The 15,815-nt window shown below is 60.4% G+C and carries 18 protein-coding genes and 1 tRNA gene; 10 read left to right on the forward strand and 9 right to left on the reverse strand.

The window, feature by feature from the left end; translation table 11 throughout:
• Window position 1: 1 nt before the first annotated feature.
• From pknB to QP965_RS09700, 3 genes are all read left to right on the forward strand, one after another.
• Window positions 2-1,960 carry a Stk1 family PASTA domain-containing Ser/Thr kinase gene (pknB, locus tag QP965_RS09690; protein ID WP_284844768.1) on the forward strand — a complete coding sequence of 653 codons (1,959 nt, stop codon included), beginning with the start codon at window positions 2-4 and terminating at the stop codon, window positions 1,958-1,960.
• A gap of 64 nt (window positions 1,961-2,024) precedes the next feature.
• Entirely contained in the window at window positions 2,025-2,294 is a 270-nt protein-coding gene (gene crgA, locus QP965_RS09695) for a cell division protein CrgA (protein ID WP_198492290.1), read from the forward strand.
• Between the two features lie 74 nt (window positions 2,295-2,368).
• Window positions 2,369-2,932 carry a hypothetical protein gene (locus QP965_RS09700; protein WP_284815523.1) on the forward strand — a complete coding sequence of 188 codons (564 nt, stop codon included), beginning with the start codon at window positions 2,369-2,371 and terminating at the stop codon, window positions 2,930-2,932.
• On the opposite strand, the gene QP965_RS09705 is transcribed toward QP965_RS09700, so the two are convergent.
• From QP965_RS09705 to QP965_RS09715, 3 genes are all read right to left on the reverse strand, one after another.
• A complete protein-coding gene (locus QP965_RS09705) occupies window positions 2,904-4,337 on the reverse strand; it encodes a phytoene desaturase family protein (protein WP_284844767.1) in 1,434 nt (477 codons plus the stop codon). The two genes, QP965_RS09700 and QP965_RS09705, sit on opposite strands and share 29 nt — an antisense overlap.
• Window positions 4,338-4,643: 306 nt before the next feature.
• Complete coding sequence (locus tag QP965_RS09710; protein ID WP_284788834.1) at window positions 4,644-5,297, reverse strand: rhomboid family intramembrane serine protease; 654 nt, start codon at window positions 5,295-5,297, stop codon at window positions 4,644-4,646.
• 109 nt (window positions 5,298-5,406) lie between these two features.
• The gene (locus QP965_RS09715) at window positions 5,407-5,937 is read right to left on the reverse strand and encodes a peptidylprolyl isomerase (protein WP_005326254.1); all 531 of its coding nucleotides are present in this window, start codon (window positions 5,935-5,937) and stop codon (window positions 5,407-5,409) included.
• Window positions 5,938-6,006: 69 nt separating this feature from the next.
• Between QP965_RS09715 and QP965_RS09720 the strand changes: the two genes are divergently transcribed.
• Window positions 6,007-6,666, forward strand: a complete 660-nt coding sequence (locus QP965_RS09720; RefSeq protein ID WP_284844766.1) for an HAD family hydrolase — start codon at window positions 6,007-6,009, stop codon at window positions 6,664-6,666.
• 180 nt (window positions 6,667-6,846) lie between these two features.
• Window positions 6,847-7,485 carry a DedA family protein gene (locus QP965_RS09725; protein ID WP_284844765.1) on the forward strand — a complete coding sequence of 213 codons (639 nt, stop codon included), beginning with the start codon at window positions 6,847-6,849 and terminating at the stop codon, window positions 7,483-7,485.
• A 49-nt stretch (window positions 7,486-7,534) separates the two neighbouring features.
• Here the strand turns inward: QP965_RS09725 and metE are convergent, their stop codons facing one another.
• Both metE and QP965_RS09735 read right to left on the reverse strand, forming a co-directional pair.
• Window positions 7,535-9,805 (reverse strand): 5-methyltetrahydropteroyltriglutamate--homocysteine S-methyltransferase, encoded by a 2,271-nt coding sequence (metE, locus tag QP965_RS09730; RefSeq protein ID WP_284844764.1) that lies wholly within the window; start codon window positions 9,803-9,805, stop codon window positions 7,535-7,537.
• Window positions 9,792-10,724: a methylenetetrahydrofolate reductase gene (locus QP965_RS09735; RefSeq protein ID WP_284844763.1), complete on the reverse strand. Its 933-nt coding sequence runs from the start codon at window positions 10,722-10,724 to the stop codon at window positions 9,792-9,794. The genes metE and QP965_RS09735 overlap by 14 nt, the downstream gene beginning before the upstream one ends.
• Window positions 10,725-11,007: 283 nt before the next feature.
• On the opposite strand from QP965_RS09735, the gene QP965_RS09740 reads away from it, so the two are divergent.
• The 3 genes from QP965_RS09740 to QP965_RS09750 all read left to right on the forward strand — a co-directional run bounded on the left by QP965_RS09740 (window position 11,008) and on the right by QP965_RS09750 (window position 12,655).
• A complete protein-coding gene (locus tag QP965_RS09740) occupies window positions 11,008-11,748 on the forward strand; it encodes a hypothetical protein (RefSeq protein WP_284844762.1) in 741 nt (246 codons plus the stop codon).
• A gap of 133 nt (window positions 11,749-11,881) precedes the next feature.
• Entirely contained in the window at window positions 11,882-12,085 is a 204-nt protein-coding gene (locus QP965_RS09745; RefSeq protein WP_005326240.1) for a hypothetical protein, read from the forward strand.
• A gap of 99 nt (window positions 12,086-12,184) precedes the next feature.
• A complete protein-coding gene (locus tag QP965_RS09750; RefSeq protein ID WP_284767201.1) occupies window positions 12,185-12,655 on the forward strand; it encodes a GNAT family N-acetyltransferase in 471 nt (156 codons plus the stop codon).
• Here QP965_RS09750 and QP965_RS09755 read toward each other — a convergent pair.
• Window positions 12,652-12,900 carry a hypothetical protein gene (locus tag QP965_RS09755; protein ID WP_284767202.1) on the reverse strand — a complete coding sequence of 83 codons (249 nt, stop codon included), beginning with the start codon at window positions 12,898-12,900 and terminating at the stop codon, window positions 12,652-12,654. The genes QP965_RS09750 and QP965_RS09755 overlap by 4 nt on opposite strands.
• Before the next feature lie 246 nt (window positions 12,901-13,146).
• A tRNA-Ala gene (locus QP965_RS09760) sits at window positions 13,147-13,219 on the reverse strand.
• Between the two features lie 157 nt (window positions 13,220-13,376).
• Here QP965_RS09760 and QP965_RS09765 point away from each other — a divergent pair.
• Together QP965_RS09765 and QP965_RS09770 are read left to right on the forward strand one after the other, a co-directional pair.
• Window positions 13,377-14,240 carry a polysaccharide deacetylase family protein gene (locus QP965_RS09765; protein WP_284844761.1) on the forward strand — a complete coding sequence of 288 codons (864 nt, stop codon included), beginning with the start codon at window positions 13,377-13,379 and terminating at the stop codon, window positions 14,238-14,240.
• Entirely contained in the window at window positions 14,240-14,788 is a 549-nt protein-coding gene (locus QP965_RS09770) for a DNA-3-methyladenine glycosylase (RefSeq protein ID WP_005326236.1), read from the forward strand. Before QP965_RS09765 ends, QP965_RS09770 begins: the two co-directional genes overlap by 1 nt.
• 18 nt (window positions 14,789-14,806) lie before the next feature.
• Here QP965_RS09770 and QP965_RS09775 read toward each other — a convergent pair whose 3' ends face one another.
• Together QP965_RS09775 and QP965_RS09780 are read right to left on the reverse strand one after the other, a co-directional pair.
• The gene (locus QP965_RS09775) at window positions 14,807-15,292 is read right to left on the reverse strand and encodes a MarR family winged helix-turn-helix transcriptional regulator (RefSeq protein ID WP_005326234.1); all 486 of its coding nucleotides are present in this window, start codon (window positions 15,290-15,292) and stop codon (window positions 14,807-14,809) included.
• A 66-nt stretch (window positions 15,293-15,358) separates the two neighbouring features.
• Window positions 15,359-15,766, reverse strand: a complete 408-nt coding sequence (locus tag QP965_RS09780) for an MmcQ/YjbR family DNA-binding protein (RefSeq protein ID WP_244261948.1) — start codon at window positions 15,764-15,766, stop codon at window positions 15,359-15,361.
• Window positions 15,767-15,815: the final 49 nt, after the last annotated feature.

Below are 15,815 nucleotides of genomic sequence, written 5' to 3' on the forward strand. Positions count from 1 at the left end.
GATGGTCAATGACCGCTATCGGAGAGGCGAGATCATCGGCGCCGGCGGCATGTCTGAGGTCTATGCTGCCGAAGACACCGTCCTAGGCCGCCAAGTAGCGGTAAAGATGCTCCGCCCGGAAATGGCGCGCGACGTCAACTTCCGCGAGCGTTTTTACCGCGAGGCGCAAAACTCGGGCAAGCTGAATCACCCCAATATCGTGGCGGTTTATGACACCGGCGAAACCGAACTGGATGGCATGACCATCCCTTATATCGTCATGGAGCGGGTCAACGGCCGCACTCTGCGCGATATCATTCGCGAGGATGGCGCTCTGTCCGCCCAGGAAGCGGCGGATATCCTCAAACCGGTAGCGGATGCACTGCAAGCCTCGCACGAGGCCGGGATTATCCACCGCGATATCAAGCCGGCAAATATTATGCTCACCAACACCGGCCAGGTGAAGGTGATGGATTTCGGCATCGCCCGTGCCTTGGATGATTCCACCTCGGCGATGACGCAAACTTCCGCCGTTATCGGCACCGCCCAGTACCTTTCCCCGGAGCAGGCCCGCGGTAAGAACGCGGATGCCCGCTCCGATGTCTATGCGCTGGGCTGCGTGCTCTATGAGGCGCTTACTGGCCATACTCCTTTTGAGGGCGAAACCCCCTTTGCGGTTGCGTATCAGCATGTGCAGGAAGAGCCGACGCCGCCGTCGGAGCTCATCGCGGATCCCTCGCTGACTCCTACCCAGCGCGTCAATATCGATGCGGTAGTACTTACCGCTATGGCCAAGCATCCGGCGGATCGTTATCAGTCCGCTTGGGAGATGGCCGGCGATTTGGAGCGCCTGCGCAATGGGCAGGTCACCGCTGCGGCCCGCATGCACGTCAACGAGGAAGAAGACGAGCAGCCTACCGAAATGGTCGGTGCCGCCGCACCAGCTGCGGCCGCGCACCGCGCGCCAATCCAGTCCACCCGCCCCACCGAGGACGATGACAATCAGGGTGGCGGCTGGATGAAGTGGCTGGCGGCATTCCTGGCCGCCCTCTTGGTAGCCATCGTGGGCTACTTTGCCTGGGATTTCTTCTCCAACGATAAAGACTCTGAAGATAAGCCACGCCAGACCCAATCGGCCCGCGAGGACAAAATCACCGTGCCCGAGGTGGAAAACCGCCCGCGCAACGAGGTGGTTAAGGAACTGGAAGACATGGGTCTGCAGGTCACCGTCAATGAGGAGGCCAACCCGGATATTCCACGCAATAATGCCATCCGCATTAATCCGGCACCAGGCTCCGAGCTGCAGAAGAACGCCTCGGTCACGCTGACTGTTTCCTCTGGCAAGGAGATTACGGACGTTCCGGATATCACCGGCATGACCTTGGATGAGGCCGCTCAGGCCCTCGAAGGGGCAGGCTTGGTGCTCAATTCCGATGTTTCGGAAGAAAACGATGAGTCCCCGGCCGGCCAAATCATCAAGCAGGACCCGGCCGGCGGCACGCAGCTGTCCAAGGGATCGAAGGTGCGGGTGACGGTATCTAAGGGCGTCGAGAAGAAGCGCGTTCCCGATGTTGCCGGCATGGATGTCGAGGATGCCCAGAGCCGCCTAGAGTCGAATGATTTTGACGTAGACGTGCGCGAGGTAGATTCCTTGGAGCCGAAGGGCACGGTGCTGAGCGTCTCCAATCAGGGCGCGGAGCTGGAAAAGGGCAAGCCCGTTACCGTTGAGGTATCCAATGGAATGCTCTTTAAGGCCCCTGACCTGGTACGCAAGAATCAAGGCCAGGCGGAGGCTGCACTGCGGGAGGCTGGCTGGACCGGGCAGTTCATCGTGGGCGAGCCGGCACCTACCGGTGCCTTGGTGGATGCCAATAAGATTGGCTGGGCGTCTGTGAACCCGGGCGATACTATGCGCAAGGATCAAAATATTGATATCCGCCTGTGGAACTTCGACCCCGCTGCACTTCTGCCGCAGCCATAACTGCTGGTATCCTAAGGCCTCAGTAAGAACTTAGATAAGAACTTAAATCTAGAAAAGGTATCTTATGCCGAAGTCAAAGATTTCCCAGAGCTCCTCCGTCCCTACCTCGAGCTCTACTACCAACCGCACGCCCGTCAAGATCAATTCTGAGGGCACCCCGAAGTGGTACGTCGCCATCATGCTGGGACTGATGGTCATCGGCCTGCTGTGGCTGGTGGTCAATTACCTCGCTGGCCAGGACATCCCGTTCATGGCGGATCTCGGCGCTTGGAATTACGGCATCGGCTTCGGACTGGCCATTATCGGCCTGCTGATGACCATGGGTTGGCGCTAAGCTCAATCTCCCAGCCTGTTCCCTCGCTCCCTACTTCCTGTAGGTGGCGAGGGTTTTTCACATCAAGGAGCCAAATGTCTCGCCATATTCTTGCTGCTGGCCTCATCATTTCGGTGGCCTACGCGGTCGTGCACATCGCGTTTGCCGACGCCACCCTACTCACCGGCGCCGCTCCCCTCCGCCTTTCCGTGCGCAATTACCTAGGCAACGTCCTGGGCTCGGGCATGGTGTGGGGAATCTTTAGCTACCTCATGGGCAAGAATTTTCCGGGCCGGTGGCTCAAGGCACTCCTGGCCGGTACGGGAATCATCGTGATGATGCTGGCCGTGCACTACACCTTGCTCGTGGTCTTCGGTGTATATAGCTGGAGCGAGGCTTTCGAGTACAACGCCCAGTGGTTCTTCCTAGCGCTCCTCTCTGGACCGGTACTGGGGCTAGCCGGCGCGGCCTCGGCACGGTTCCGCTGGTTCGACTACCTCGCCGTCCTTGGTTTTCTCCTCGAGCCCGTGGTTGCCGGACTCATCCCAGGCAGTTCCTACCTGCCCCGCACCACGACCATCCCTGGGTACTGCGCCGCCGCGACTCTGTGGCTCATCGGCGCGGGCTTCCTTATTTGGAAGCGCCATTCCACGCGCTAAGCGCTTCTTCGGCGGCCCACCACCCCGGCATGCCGTGCACGCCAGCGCCGGGAGCGGCGGAGCTAGAAGCCATAAATACTCCCGGGGTGAGGCGGTGCGGATGGGCCGACAGGCGTGGTCGCAGGAGGGTTTGCAGCCCGGTCATGGCGCCGCCAGCAATATCGCCGCCCACCAAATTAGGATTCCATCGCTCCAGATCGGCCGGGCTCGTAGCACGGGTGGCCAGGATGGTATCGCGAAATCCGGGGGCAAAGCGCTCAATCTGGGCAGCAATCAGCTCGGTGACCTCACCCGGATAGCGCTCCACATAGCCGCGCGGGACATGCGCATAGGTCCACAGCGTTTGCCCTCGGGAGGGGTCGGCAACAAATTGCTGACATGCTAATACCAAGGGTCGCTTAGGCATACGCCGCTTGCCGACGTCCCCCTCAGCCCCACAGATTTCCTCCATGGTGCCTCCCACATGCACGGTGCCGGCCCGACCCACGCGCGGATCGATCCATGGCACGGGTTCGCTGAGGTGGAAGTCAACTTTGAATACGGCGCTGCCATAGCGCCAGCGCGCGAGGCTCCGCCGAGTGCCGTCCCGCAGTTCCAGTCCGCTCAGGCTCAGAATCTGGCGCGGGGTGAGGTTCACAATGATCGCATCGGCCGGAGGCAGCTCCCGCAGGTCGGTGACTTCGCATCCGGTGTGGAGGCGGGCATGGTGGGAACGGAGGAGGTTAAGGAGGGCGTCGATAAGAGCACCGGTGCCACCCTCCACCACGGGCCAGCCGCGGGTCATCCCTAGCCCGCCAAAGAGCAGGCCGAACGCCGAGGTAAAGGGCGTGGTCGGCGAGGTGATCGCGTGTACCGCGCTGCCCGCAAACAGGGCGCGAGCCTGGGGCGTGCGGAAGGCCGCCCGCGCCAAGCTGCTGGCGGGCAACGCCCCGGCCGCGCCAAACTGTGCCAGACGCACAGGGCGATGGGGCCAGCGCACCAGCGGGGTAAGCGCGTTGTCCACATGCTCATCGATGTGGCGGACGATGTGCCCGTGCAGCCGCCTCCACGCCTGGGCATCGGTCCCCAACTCCGCCGCCGTATCCGCCAAGGAACCGTGCAGGATCCCGGCCGGCGCGCCTTCTAGCGGATGCGCCATGGGATAAGGGGCATTGAGCCACCGCACACCGTGGGCTTCCAAGTCGAGGGCGCGAAAGGCCGGGCTCGCTACGCCAAAGGGGTGCCCAGCCGCACCGAGATCCACAATCGTGCCCGGGAAAACCTCCGCGGAGGATGCCGCTGCACCACCGGCCCGGCCGGCGCGTTCGTAGACATCCACACTCCATCCGGCCATGGCCAAGCGCGCCGCGGCCGTGAGCCCATTCGGGCCTGCGCCGACGATCACAGCGCGAGGTTGATAATCCACAATGCTCCTTATGCAGGTCAGTACCCAAATTTATCAGTCTTGTTAACACAATGGGTAGAAAGTTATCCACAGGCTGTGGAGAAAACCTGTGAAATGTGAATTTCACACAATCATTAACACCCTGTGGATAACTGTTTTCACGGGCTTCCACAAGCTGATTTTCGCACTTTCGCACCGGCCAGACCAGCGTGATCAGGGAAAACTCCGGAAAAGCGTTCGGTAAATTACAAAAATGTAGTTATCCACAATGTGGATAACCATTGTGGAATTTTTTCGCACACGCTTTCCGGTGATCAAATTCCACAGTTATCCCCAAACCCCAGCTTGTTGGGCTAATAGCGCGAGGACTACCGCGGCCACCGCAGCAACGCCGCCCCAGCGGAGGCTGGAGCTTTTTCGATAGAGGAAGAGGCTCAACACGATGCCTGTGCACAACCCGCCTAGGTGTCCCCACAGGGATACGCCATCGGCTAGAAAGGTATAGGCCACATTCGCCAGAACGAGCGCGATGGGCGCACGGAGATCGAGCCCACGCTGGCGGTAAGCACCTACCAGCATGGCCATGAGCGCGAAGAGCGCACCCGAGGCGCCGACGGTGGGGGTCTCAAAGTCGAATGCCAAGATCATGGCGGACGCGCCGAGGCACGAAATGAGGTAGGCGGCGAGGTACAACCCAGTGCCAAGCGCCCGCTCCACCTCCTTGCCTATGAGAAGGAGCATGATCATGTTCACCGACACGTGGCCCGCATCCAAGTGCATAAACGCGGAGGACAGGGCGGTCTGCGGCGCAAACGGGAACCGCGGGCCCCACAGGCCCCAATCCACCGCGAGGTCGGAATCATAAAAGGTAGCGCCCAGCGTCCGCGCCTGCACCGCGGTAATAAGCCAGGCAATGATGCAGACGACGGCGATGAGTGCGGTTGCCGGGGTGGCGCGGACATAGTTTCTCACCATGGTCATGAAGTTGTCAGTCCTTGAGGCGGGTCTAGTGGTGGATGGCTCGGGGTAAAACTGCAACGAGCCCGCCGCCGCATGGATAATGCGGTGACGGGCCCGAGGGAAAAGGCGATTACGCGATATCGATGGACTCGATAACAACGTCCTCGTGCGGACGGTCCATGCGGTCGGTATCAACCTTGGCGATCTTGGACACAACCTCCTGGGAGGCAGCATCGGTAACCTCACCAAAGATGGTGTGGTGGTTGTTCAGGTGCGGGGTCGGCGCCACGGTGATGAAGAACTGGGAGCCGTTGGTGCCTGGGCCAGCATTGGCCATGGCCAGCAGGAATGGGCGGTCAAACTGCAGCTCCGGGTGGAACTCGTCCTGGAACTGGTAGCCCGGGCCACCGCGGCCGGTGCCGGTAGGGTCGCCGCCCTGGATCATGAAGTTATCGATGATGCGGTGGAAGATTGCGCCATCATAGAACGGGCCGGACTGCTCGCCCTTTGCGTTCTGGGTGGAGTAGTCCTTCTCGCCCTTGGCCAGGCCGATGAAGTTTTCAACGGTTACCGGTGCGTGGTTACCGAAGAGATCGATAACAATGTCACCGTAGTTGGTATGCATCGTTGCAGTTGCGGTCTTCTGAGTCATGCCAGCCATTGTAAAGAATTTAACGCGCGCCTGCCGCGCATGACATAACGCTGTCAGCGATCGCGCTAGCCTGAAGGCATGATTCGCGCGCTACTTTTTGATCTGGATGACACCCTGCTCGACCACACCGGCGCGGCCCGGGACGCGGTGGATCAATGGTGCCGCGAACTCGGCCTGCCCGAGGGCCAGCATGCGCGGTTCGCGGCCATTGAACGAAAGTGGTTTCAAGCCTATGAGCGCGGCGAGGTCACCCACCAGGGTCAGCGGGCGGCGCGCTGCCGCGAATTCCTCGGCCGGGAGATGAGCGATGACGAGGCGTTGACCGCTTATGACGGCTATCTTTCCGCCTACCGGGAGCAATGGCGCGCTTTTGCCGACGCCCTGCCCACCCTCACCTGGGCCCTCGAGTCCGGCTTCCAGGTGGGCGTGCTCACCAATGGCGAGCGCGAGATGCAGCAGGCCAAGCTGGAGGCGACAGGCCTTGCGCTTGCCGACGTCCACCTCATCCCCACCGTTGACCTCGGCTGCCCCAAACCGCAGCGCGCGGCCTACCTTGCCGCCTGCGATCAACTTGGCACCGCCCCCGCGGACACGCTCATGGTGGGCGATTCCCTAGCCAACGATGTGCAGGGCGCGCGCACGGCGGGCCTGCACGCGCTCCACCTCGACCGTGCGGGGAATGGGGATCTGAGCTCGCTTAGCGCGTTGAAAGAGGTTCTTTCCCAGATAGCCAGCTGACTACGCTGGCACCGAGGCTTCCGCACCCAGTTTGCGGATCTTTCTCGCTAGTGATGTTTTTAACCCAAAGGGTAGAACGAGAAAAGAAGCATACCGGTTCCATTCGGACACCCAGCGGATTCGCAGCTACTTTGCAGTTTGCGGAGGATACTAAAAGAACTGCTAAGAAAGGATCCGCACATGGATTTCTTGTCCTCCCTCCACAACCTCACGGACGCAGGCTCGCTGCTCCAGAGTTTTGGACCTTATATCCTCCTCGGCGTCGCCGTCGTCATCTTCATCGAGTCCGGCGTGCTTTTCCCATTCCTGCCGGGTGATTCACTGCTCGTGACCGCGGCCATCCTGCGCCACGAGCTCGACATCAACGCCTGGCTGCTCTTTGTCGTGGCCGCGGTGGCCGCCTTTGCCGGCGACCAGGTGGGCTTCTACTTAGGCCGCCGCTTTGGCCGCAAGCTCTTCAAGGACGATGCCCGCATCCTGCGCACCGAACACCTCGATAGCGCGGAGGATTTCTTCCAGCGCCACGGCCCGGTGGCCCTGGTATTGGGACGCTTCGTGCCGATTGTGCGCACCTTCGTCCCCTTCGCCGCGGGTACCGCAGAAATGGGCTACTCCTCGTTCCTGCGCTGGAATATCCTCGGCGGGATAGGCTGGGTAGGTTCCATGCTGCTCGTCGGCGTACTGCTGGGCGGCATCCCGGGCATCGCCCACTCCATCGACATCATCATGCTCATCGTGGCGGCAATTTCCGTGCTGCCGATGATCATCGGCTGGATCAATAAGCGCCGTAAGGCACAGCGCGAAATCCCGGCCACGTAAGAACTTTTGTTCTTTACCCGGCCGGGATTGCGGTGCGATTAGGGAGGATTTAGAGGGACTCGCGCACCTCATCGCGAGCCAGCACCATATTGCGCAGGGAGGCTTCGGTCTCCTCGTAGCCGCGGGTCTTCAGGCCGCAGTCCGGGTTGACCCACAGGCGCTCGACCGGCACGTGCTTGAGCGCGGCGCGGATAAGCTCGGCCATCTCCGCTACGGAAGGCACGCGCGGGGAGTGAATATCATAGATGCCCGGGCCGATTTCGGAGTGGAAGGTCTCGTCGATATCCTCCAGTAGTTCCATGCGGGAGCGGGCCGCCTCGATGGAGGTGACATCGGCATCCAGGCCGGCAACGGCATCGATGATCTGGCCGAACTCGGAGTAGCACAGGTGGGTGTGGATCTGGGTGGTCGGCTTGGCCTCGAGCGCTACCAGGCGGAAGGAACGCACGGCCCAGTCCAGGTAGGCCTTGCGGTCTTCTTCGCGCAGCGGCAGCAGCTCGCGCAGGGCGGGCTCGTCGATCTGGATGATGTCGATGCCGGCCTCTTCCAGGTCATGCACCTCATCTGCCAGCGCGACGCCGAGCTGATCCGCGGAGACGGACTGGTGTACGTCATCTCGCACGAAGGACCAGGCCAGGATGGTCACCGGGCCGGTGAGCATGCCCTTGACGTGGTGCTCCGAGAGCGACTGCGCGTACTTGGACCACTCGGTGGTCATCGCAGCCGGGCGGGAGATGTCACCAACAACGATTGGCGGACGGGTGCAGCGGGAGCCATAAGACTGGACCCAGCCGTTTTCGGTGGTGACAAAGCCATCGAGCAGCTCGGCAAAGTACTGAACCATGTCATTGCGCTCCGGCTCGCCATGGACGAGGACGTCGAGGCCGAGGCGCTCCTGCAGCTCGATGACGGACTTGACTTCGTCCTTGAGGGCGGCGTTGTAGTCGGCGTCGGAAAGCTCGCCCTTGCGGTGCGCCGCACGCGCCTGGCGGATCTCCTTGGTCTGGGGGAAGGAGCCGATGGTGGTGGTTGGCAGCTGCGGCAGGCCTAGTTCCTTCTGCGCCTCGTTGCGCTCAGCAAAGGCAGGCTCGCGCTCAACCTCGCCGGCCGGCAGCTTTTCGATGCGCTCCTTCACCGCCGCGTTGTGGATGCGCTCGGATTCGGCACGGGTGCGCACTGCGCGGTCACTGATGCTATATGCCTCCGGTGCCTCTAGCGGACCCTGGGACAGGGCGACGACTTCCTTGACCTTCTCGTTGGCGAAGGAGAACCAGGTAGCGACGTCGGCCGGCAGCTTGGTTTCCGCCTCCACGGTGTGTGGCACGTGCTGCAGGGAAACGGAGGTCGATACGGAGAGGGAGTCGAGGTTGCCCTCTAGGTCCTCGTACTTGGAGCGCAGGTCGCGTAGGTTGGCGGCCCAGACATTGCGGCCGTCGATAAGGCCGGCAACCACGTGGGACTTCAAGTTCTTCACGCGCTCGAGGTAGCCCTCGTCGAGTGCCAGAGTTCCTACGGAAAGGTCCACCTGGACGGCCTCTGGCTTGAGCTCCGCCAGAACGTCGAGGCCCTTGCGGGCAGAACCATACGGGGTGGTGAGGTATACCTGCGGGCGGTTGTCCGCGCCCAAAATGGCCTCATAAGCGCGCTTGGTATGGGCAGCCAGCTCCTCATCATTGGCAATGGTCAGGTCCGCTACCAGGGCAGGCTCGGCGAGCTGTACCCACTTCACGCCGGATTTATTCAGCTCGGCTAGGACCTCCTGGTATGCCTTGACGGCATCATCCAGGCGGTCGAGCGGAGACTTGGTAGCACCCTCTGCCTGCTTGGACAGGGCCAGCAGGGTAACCGGGCCGACGAGGTATGGGCGCACGGTATGACCTGCCGCGCGGGCCTCTTCTACCAGCTTGATAACGCGCTGCGGATGCGCCTTGAAGTCCTGGTCATCGGCGATTTCCGGGACGATGTAGTGGTAGTTGGTATCGAACCACTTGGTCATCTCCAGCGGCGCGGTGTCTTTATTGCCGCGGGCCAAGGTGAACTCATCATCCAGGGTCTCGCCGACCACGGCGCCAACGGTCAGTGCGGTCTCGAGCACCTGGTCGTAGTAGGCGACGTCAGCAGGAATGGCGTAGTCCTCAGTAAGGCCCAGGTCGCGCAGGCGGTTATAAGTATCCAGGCGCAGGGAATGTGCGGCGGACTCGAAGGTTTCCGCATCGATGCGCCCGGCCCAGTAGGATTCCAGCGCACGCTTAAGTTCACGGTTAGCGCCGACGCGAGGGTAGCCCTCAATCGTCGCCTTGGGGAAATTAGTGTTCGTCATTGTCTACTCCGATTCGAGATAACAGGTCTTGTGTAATGTCCGGATTGTTGTGGGTATAGATATGGAGGCCGTCCGCGCCGCCGGCCACGATGGTGCGGGCCAATTGGGCGCTAAGCTCCATGCCGATTTCGTATTCCTCTTCTGGGGTTGTCGCTGCCGCGAGCTGAGTACGCACCCTTTCGGGTACGGTCAGCCCGGACAGCTGGCCCATTCGCTCCAACCGGCGCAAGCTGGTCATGGGCATAATCCCCGGAATAAGGGGGATCTTCACCCCGGCCAACTTGGCCTTTTGGGCGAAGCGGAGGAAATCCTCGGCGTCAAAGAAAAGCTGGGTGATGGCAAAGTCCGCGCCGAGGCGCTGCTTATTGAGCAGAACGTCGAAGTCCTCGTCCTCGTTTTTGGATTCGGCATGGCCGCTGGGGTAGCACGCCACACTTACCGCGAGTCGGCCGGCGGCAAAGCGGGCCGCTTGGTGGCTTTCCAGCTGGCGGATGAGGCGAACCAGCTCATCAGCATGTTGCAGGTAATGCTCTGGCATGCCCCCTTCGGGGAGATCGCCGCGCAGGGCCAGCAGGCCGCGCACGCCGGCATCCACCAAGCGATTGATCCACCCGATGAGCTCGTCGCGCGAGCCGGCCGTGCACGCCAGGTGCGCCAGCGGGCGCATAGAGGTGTTCTGCGAAATCTTCTCAATGAAGGCCGCGGTTCCCTCCAACCAACCGGAGCGCTGGGAACTGGTCACCGCGATGTAATCGGGGTGATAGCTTTCCAGAACTTCCAGTAAGCGGTCGATCTTGGCGGCATCGGCATCGTGGCGCGGCGGGATTACCTCAAAGGAAAGGGCCAGGCGCTCGGGCGCATGTGCTTCCTCTTCGCTTTCAAAATCCAAGGGCGCGGAAGCCGAAAGTCGCGGGCTCATGGTCACCTCCTTTGCTGGTCGTCGTTGGTGTGTTGAGAAAAACGTACCAAGCTGTTCAGTTTGCACGGTAGCGATTGTGCAATGGTGATACCTTTGCAAGCCTGCAAACTGCGAGGTTGACGAAAAATCAGGTGAATAATAATCGTGGATTCTGGACCAAGCGGTCTATTTCTAGCGCGTTCCCGCTGCACCCCGCGACGCCAACGGTGGTACACCGCCCACCACGTCACTATGCTGGGTGAAAGCGAATTGATAAATCTGAGTTAAGGAGTGTTCCACCCCCATGAACCCCACCACGCTGAACGTGGCCTTTAAGACCGCATCGAACCTGTGGAGCCAGTTCAATAACTACCGCGAGGAAAAGTCCCGCGAGGCCTACACCGCCCTGGAAGAGGCCGCACAGAAGATGGACGAGCGCGATAACAGCGCCTTCGCCGAGCCGCGCCGCCAAGCAGGCGCCGTTACCCGCGCCGCACACTCCCGCCTCGAGCGCGCCCTGGAGGAGTTCAACGACTACCGCGAAGACGCCACCGAGCGCCTGAACGACGCCAAGGAAGAGGCCACCAAGAAGGCTAAGAAGGCCCGCAAGCAGGCCAAGAAGGATTCTCAGAAGGCCCAAAAGAACCTCAAGAAGAAGTCCGCCAAGGTAGCCAAGAAGCAGAAGAAGAATAAGAAGTCTTCTAAGGGTTGGATCTTCGCCGGCATCATCGCCCTGCTGTCCGCTGCAGCCGGCGGCGCCTACTACTGGCTGCGCTCCAACGACAAGCCTTCCCAGACCCCGCCGCGCGTGGATGATTTCCAGTCCGATTCCCACACCGCTCCGGAGTCCACCTTGGTCTACACCTCCACCAGCGAGAATGACACCCAGTCTGACCTCGTTGAAGAAGGTGCCGTACGCGATGAGGAGCTCCTCGGTTCCATCGATGAGCAGCTGGCCAAGCACCGCGAGGAAGAAGCAGCTCAGCCGGCCGATACCACCCGCGTTACCGATGACCACCAAAACGAGGGCAAGCACCGCCTGTAAACCGAGGAATAAATACGCTTACCACCCCGCCGTGGGGGTATGCGTAGCGTTGTCTAGATCTCATTGCTTTGCCTAAACAAAAATCTCTTGATTGAATTCCCACATTAGGGATCTTTCTACAAGGAGATGAACAATGAGCTTTGAGTCCCTCACCGTCAAGCTCAAAGACGGCTCAACGTACTACTTCCCGGCGGGCGCGGTGTCCAAAGACCCTTCCTCTCGCGTGGACAACCTGCGCTTCGCCATCGATAACGGAACCACCTTCCACTCCGTGGATGAGGCCGGCATCGAGCGCGAGTTCAATGGTCACGACGTCCGCAATTACCACTTAGCCTAAGCGTTAGCACAATCCTCTCCCCGCAGGTCACCAGCCTGTGCGGAGGGGATTTTCGCATGCCCACCCCACGCTGCTGCCCCGCCGTCTATCGTGGATCTTATGGAACTTCGCGCAACGCAGGAATCTGACCGCACCTACCTCGCCCGCCTCAATTTCCTTACCGATACCTTCGGTGACGAGCACGGCGAGCTCTCCCCCGACTTCGCCGATGATTTTGCCTTCTACGTGGAAAATTGGGATCCCAACCAGGGCGGTTTCATCGCCTGGCAGGAGCTCGTCCCGGCGGGCGGCGTGTGGCTCAACTGGGGTACGGAGGACAATCACGGCTTTGGCTTTGTCGAGCCCGCCATTCCGGAGCTCGCGATCGCGGTCGAGGCCCGCTATAAGGGCCAGGGCATTGCCACCGCGCTTATCGACGCCGCCATTTCCCTCGCCCAGACCCTGCGCGCCCCCGGCATCTCGCTAGCCGTCCACCCCGATAATCCCCGCGCCAAGGGTCTCTATGAACACCTCGGCTTCGAGCACGTGGGCACCCACAAGGATCACTTTGTGATGGTCAAGCGTTTCTAAAGCGAACGCAGGCGAGCGTGGGTGACGTAAATCGGCTCGTTATCCACGGCCGTCTTAAATTCTTCGGTCAGGCCAGCCATAACTGCCTCACGAGCCTCTTCGCGGGTGCTGTGAAAGCTCACAACCTCGCCATCTACCGCAGCCTCGCCGCGCTTGCGCACCACAACAAATTCCGCGCCCTCCGGCGCCGCAACTTCCTTGTCTGCGGAGGTAAAGGGATCGCTGTAGCGAGCATTGGCGGTCATGGTTGATCTCCTGATGTTTTCGCGGGACAGTACTGATTCCCCATTCACTGTACTGAAAGTTCCTCCCCCGCGACCTTGCACACTTCCACCCTGTTCTTTCGCTGATCACGATTATCGTCCATATAAACCAGCACAACCGTCGACGAAAACCGCGGTTTGTATGGACGAAAATCGCTAACTCAACCCCCTGAGCCCCACCACGTAAAAAGTCCGGCCCCTCCGAAGAGGAAGCCGGACTTCATGCTGTGGAGCATAGGAGAATCGAACTCCTGACCTTCTGCTTGCAAAGCAGATGCTCTACCAATTGAGCTAATGCCCCAGTGCCTAAGTACTTTACTACCGCAGGCGAAGTAACTCCAAACCCGAACCACTCAAATCACTTTGGTCACTGTAGGCATGTCCTATCACTTCAGTTACACGCAGCCGCTAGGGTCATGGACACATCGTGTCCACTTTCGCTCATCCTTAGGAAAACCATGCGTCGCATTCTCACCTCCGCCCTCACCGTGCTCGTTGCCGCTGCCGTTCCGGCGGCCGCTAACGCACAGTTGCCGCAGATTCCACAGCTACCTGCGTCCTCCAGCTCGAATATCCAAGACGAAATCAACCACCGCATCAATGACGCCCGCGCGCAGGTCGAGGACATCTCCTCCAAGGCCTTCTCCCCAAAGGCTCCTAAGCAGAAGGCGCCCACCCCGGCCCAGGAGAAGAAAACAGAGCCACGCAATAATGGTGGCGTCGACTGTGCCAACTGCGTAGCTATCACCTACGACGACGGCCCAGGCGCCGAAACCAACCGCCTGCTGGACAAGCTCAAGGCCAAGAACGCGCATGCAAGCTTCATGGTTCTCGCCCCTAGTGCTGAGCAGCACCCTGAGCTCCTCAAACGCATGAAGGCCGAGGGCCACACCATCGGCAACCACACCAAGAGCCACCGCCAACTCAACACCCTGTCTTATGACCAGGTATCCCAGGAAATCGACGCCGGCAATGCCGCCATCACAAAGGCCACCGGCCAAGGCACGCGCTGGGTACGCCCGCCCTACGGAGCTACCAACGCCACCGTGGATCAGGCCACCCGCGATAAGGGTGTCTCCCAAGCGCTGTGGGACGTCGACACCATGGATTGGAAGGACCGCAACTCCGACCACGTCTGCTCCGCGGCCGTGCAAGGTGCCCGCGCCGGTTCCATTGTTTTGATGCACGATATCCACCCCACCACTGTGGATGCCGCAGATTGCGTCATCGACGGCCTACGCGCCAAGGGCCTCGAGCCTGTGAGCCTGGACCGCCTCCTGCGCACCCCCGTGGCAGGTAAGCGCTACTACGCTCGTGGTTAATGATTGATTTTGCCCTGACTGCCGACGCCGTCGCTCCCCAACTCCTCGGCTGCACCCTCACCCATGCCGGGGTCAGCATCCGCCTCACTGAGGTCGAGGCTTACCTAGGCGCCGAGGACTCCGCGGCACACACCTTCAATGGCAAGACCCCGCGTAATGCGGCCATGTTCGGTCCTCCGGGCAGGTTCTACGTCTATATTTCTTACGGCATCCACCGCAACGTCAATATCGTCTGTGCCCCTGAAGGCACTGGCCAGGGCTGTCTGCTGCGTGGCGGTGAAATCATCGAGGGTGCCGACATCGCCTTCGCCCGCCGTGGCACCTCTGATTTTCATAACCTCGCCCGCGGACCGGGAAACCTCGGCAAAGCCCTCGGCTTCACGCTCGAAGACAACCACCAACCAATACAGCTTGTCGAGCGAACCACCGAACCAGAATGGGTGTGCGGACCGCGTATCGGTATCTCCAAAAACCAGGAAGCGGCCCTCCGGTTTTGGATCCCCTTCGATAAAACCGTCTCGGGCCGCCGCGGCTATCCCAAGAAATAGCCCTGCTCGTTTCGCTAGCTAATAGCGCCCACCGTAGCGCTCATCATTCTCGATGGCCTTAATGATCCGCTGATTAATCTGCAGCATCTGGCGAATCTGCGTACGGGTCAGGCTATCCATGACGGACCTCCTCGCCTGCTTAGCGTGTCCAGGCGCAGTCTCTACTACTTTGTCCCAGCCGCTATCCGTGAGCTTTGCCATGGTGGTGCGGCCATCAGTCGGGCACGGCTGGCGCACGACCCACCCCTGCTTTTCTAGGCGCGTAACGACCTGGCTCAAGCGGGACAAAGATCCATTGGCGGTAATCGCCAAATCGCGCATACGCATCTCGCGACTTTCCGCCTCCGATAGCCGAGATAGCACTGTATATTCAAAAAAGCTCAAGCCTGCGTCATCGCGCAGCTGAGCATCCAAAATATTGGTTAAGCGAATATTTACGCTCATTAGAGACATAAATGATGTGAGTTCTTCATCATCCAGCCAGTAGTCATCGCGCTCGGTCATGGGATTTATTCTATCAACTTGGCTTTAATTCTAAAGTGACTCGTCACTGTCCTAAACGCAAAGGCCTTAGTGTCCAGAGGACGGCTCGATCGGCCGCTGCCTTCTCGGCAGCTTCTCTACCACCAAACGATAAGAATCCGTGACCAACTCCTCTATCAGCTGTTGGTGCAGCTCTGCGTGTGGATAGACGGAAACCCAATGCCGTTTATTCATGTGGTAGCCCGGCGCAATGAATGGATACTGCTGCTGTAGCGCTTGGCAGTCCTCCGGCTCGGCCTTAATGATCATTTGCTGTTGACCGGTCACCGCTGTCAACAGCAAGAAAATTTTGCCGCGTACTTTGAATACGTCCCAGTCGGGACCAAAAGGATGCAGCACCTGCGAGCCGAACATCTCTTCGGCGCGCTGCCGCGCAACCTTGTAGATGCCGCTCCCGTCCAACATCGCCCCCCATTTCGTTGTTAGCAGTTCCACCTCAGGGCACCGAAGATTCATAGTCTGTCCACCCGATTGGGCGGGCTAT

This window comes from Corynebacterium sp. MSK074 (assembly GCF_030229735.1).
GTDB lineage: Bacteria > Actinomycetota > Actinomycetes > Mycobacteriales > Mycobacteriaceae > Corynebacterium.